The following is a 2,276-nucleotide window of genomic DNA, read 5'->3' as shown; positions in this document are numbered from 1 at the left end:
GTACCACTTGACCAGGCCAGCCAACCGATCCAGCGCCGCATTGGCGCCGGCGCCCTTCGGCATCAGCGCTTCCACAAAGCTCGGCTGTCCTGTCCGCTTCACCGCCATCGATACCTCCAAGGCTTTGCCCTAGGGAATCACAACTGGCGGATTACGCAACAGGCCCACAAGGGGAGAAGGAAAAGCACGTGCGATCGCGGCGGCTTATCGCTTCAGCCTCACACCTTCCTTGCCTTCGACATCAGGAACTGCTGGCGCATCACATTGTGGCCGGCGTCGAAATATTCCGAGATCAGCGCCTCGAACTCGGCTCGGAAGCTCTTGAGCTTGTCCGGCTCGTCCTTGTACTGGGCGACGAGCTTGATCAAAGGCCCGATCGTCGTTTCCATGGTGCGGCGGAAATGCTGCGGGCTGAGGGCGGACGGCGTCATCATGTCCATCTCGAAGGAGAGATCCTTCGTTTTCCCCGCGAGACGCTCGGCGACGATCTTCGGATCGCCCCACAACACCGGCGATGCCACGCCCTCGGGCGGAGGCAGATGGCGGCCAATCAGCGCGAACATCCGCCCGACATACAGATGCGGCGGCCAGGTGGAGAAGGCGATGGTGCCGCCGGGCTTCAGCACGCGCAGCATCTCGCCGATCGCGACGTCCGGACGCGGCGCGAACATGTGGCCGAACTGGCTGAGCACCACGTCGAACTCGTTGTCGCCATAAGGCAGGCTTTCGGCGTCGCCGTCCTTGAAGTCGACATCGAGGTTCATCAATTGCGCATGCTCGCGGGCGCGTTCAATCAGGACCGGCGACAGGTCGAGACCCCTGACCTTCGCACCGCGGCGCGCCGCCGTGATCGCGACAACGCCGGTGCCGCAGCCGACGTCGAGCAGCCGCTGACCGGCGGCAACGCCGGCAAAATTTGCGAGCCTGGCCGCGCTGGGTGTCGTGAAGACCTCCATCGGCGTGAATAGCGACCAGGCTTCCTTCTGGACTGCCTTGAAAGCTGCAAACGGGTCCTGCGCAGTCATGGAACTCTCCCTTTGCTCGAGGTCGATCTTCATGAGGCTGGCGAAGGTCGCCGAAGGTTCAACGCGGCCGCATGACAGCGACGGCACGGTCTCTCATCGTCGCAGCCCTATTGCACGAGATCGGCAACCGTGGTCGCGGCCTTCAGGCCGGTGCCGGTGAGGACTGCAACCGTGGTCTCGTTCGCCTTGATGGCGCCGGTGGCGGATAGTTTTTCCAGCGCGGCGGCAGCACTGGCGCTGGTCGGCTCGGCGAACAGGCCTTGCCGCGCGAGGCGCCGCAGGGCGGCGACCATCTCGTCCTCAGTCAGCGCGACGGTGCCGCCGCTGCTCTCGCGCAGGGCCGCGATGATCTCGCGCAGGCGCAGCGGGTGCTTGATGGCGGTGCCTTCGGCGATGGTCTTGTTCACTTCGCGCGCGACAGGCGTATCTACACCGGCCTTGAAGCTCGCATCGATTGGCGAACAGTTGAGCGGCTGCGCCGCAAACAGCCGCGGCAGCTTTGCGATCTGGCCTGCCTTCAACAGCTCGCGGAAGCCGAAGGCGCATCCGAGCAGGCTGCTGCCGGCGCCGACGGGAACGATGACGTTGTCGGGCGCGCGAAAGCCGAGGTCTTCCCAGATCTCATAGGCGAGCGATTTGGTGCCTTCGAGGAAGAACGGCTGCCAATTGTGGCTGGCATAGAAGGTCTGGCTCGACTGGCGGATCGCCTCGGCTTCCGATTCCTCGCGCGGGCCCTCGACGAGCTGCACCGCGGCGCCGTAGGCCCGCACCTGCGCGATCTTCGCCGGAGACGTCGAGGCCGGCGCCAAAATCTTCACGCGCATGCCGCCGGCGGCACCGAGCCCGGCCATCGACGAGCCGCCATTGCCGGAAGAGTCTTCCAGAATCGCGTTGACGCCGATCTGCCGCAGGAACGACAGCATCACCGCCGAGCCGCGGTCCTTGAAGCTGCCGGTCGGGTTGAACCATTCGAGCTTGAACAACGGCCGCAACTTGCCCCAGTCCTGCTGCACCAGCGGCGTGCAGCCCTCGCCGAGGGTGATCGGAGTCTTGATCTCGACCGGCAGCGCCGCCCGGTAGCGCCAGAGCGAGCGCGTGCGGCCGTCAATGTCCTCACGCGAGATCCCCACCCCCGGCGTCACCAGAAGCGGCGTGCGCTCGTCCGAGCACCAGCGCGGCTGGTCGAGCGGGTAGAGCTTGGCGTTGCGGGGGTCGATGTAGCTGGCGGGCATGGGGGTCTCCGGGGCGGGC

Annotated in this window: 2 protein-coding genes; both read right to left on the bottom strand. The window is 65.7% G+C overall.

From position 1 onward, the window contains the following. Positions 1–218 precede the first annotated feature (218 nt). On the bottom strand, positions 219–1,025 hold the full coding sequence (locus CV770_RS40785) for a class I SAM-dependent methyltransferase (RefSeq protein ID WP_201760266.1): 807 nt from the start codon (positions 1,023–1,025) through the stop codon (positions 219–221). 107 nt (positions 1,026–1,132) lie between these two features. Continuing rightward, entirely contained in the window at positions 1,133–2,257 is a 1,125-nt protein-coding gene (locus CV770_RS40780; protein ID WP_104466296.1) for a threonine synthase, read from the bottom strand. Positions 2,258–2,276: the final 19 nt, after the last annotated feature.

Source organism: Bradyrhizobium sp. AC87j1 (assembly GCF_002936975.1).
Taxonomy (GTDB): Bacteria; Pseudomonadota; Alphaproteobacteria; order Rhizobiales; family Xanthobacteraceae; genus Bradyrhizobium; species Bradyrhizobium shewense.
This window is presented reverse-complemented; position numbering and strand designations above follow the sequence as displayed.